This window comes from Bacillus sp. SIMBA_008 (assembly GCF_046535495.1).
In the GTDB taxonomy this organism is placed as follows: domain Bacteria; phylum Bacillota; class Bacilli; order Bacillales; family Bacillaceae; genus Bacillus; species Bacillus subtilis.
This window is the reverse complement of the sequence record NZ_JAWRWL010000106.1, coordinates 1-367: the sequence shown is the minus strand read 5'-3', so window position 1 is coordinate 367 and position 367 is coordinate 1. Positions and strand designations below refer to the sequence as shown.

General features: G+C 63.5%; 1 protein-coding gene. It reads right to left on the bottom strand.

The window, feature by feature from the left end:
- Positions 1–367 (bottom strand): hypothetical protein (locus SB658_RS22360; RefSeq protein WP_410602403.1); only part of this gene is annotated, 367 nt, incomplete at both ends.

The window sequence follows — 367 nt, the reverse complement described above, 5'->3', positions numbered from 1 at the left end:
ATGTAATCGTGCAGCATGGCGATCTGCCCGCGCGGCGCCACCGGCAGCACGCCATCGAGCAGGCCTGGGTGCGGCGCCTGGGTGATGGTGGCGCGTCGGTTGATCATGTTGACCATTGGCCAGCCCCACAGATAGGCCATCTGGCCAACAGTGCGGACATAGCCTTCGTGGAGCACGGTGTCCTTGTCCGGCTGGGTGAGGTGGGAGGCATCGGGGACTTGCGTGCTGGCCATTTTGGTTCCTTGCGCCGGGACGGCTTCGGCGGGTGGTTGGGCTGGTGCCACAGCAGCCTGGTTATCTGGAGCGGGCTTGCTGCAGGCCGCGAGCAGGGCAAATGACAGTGACAGGATCGAAACTTTTCTCATGA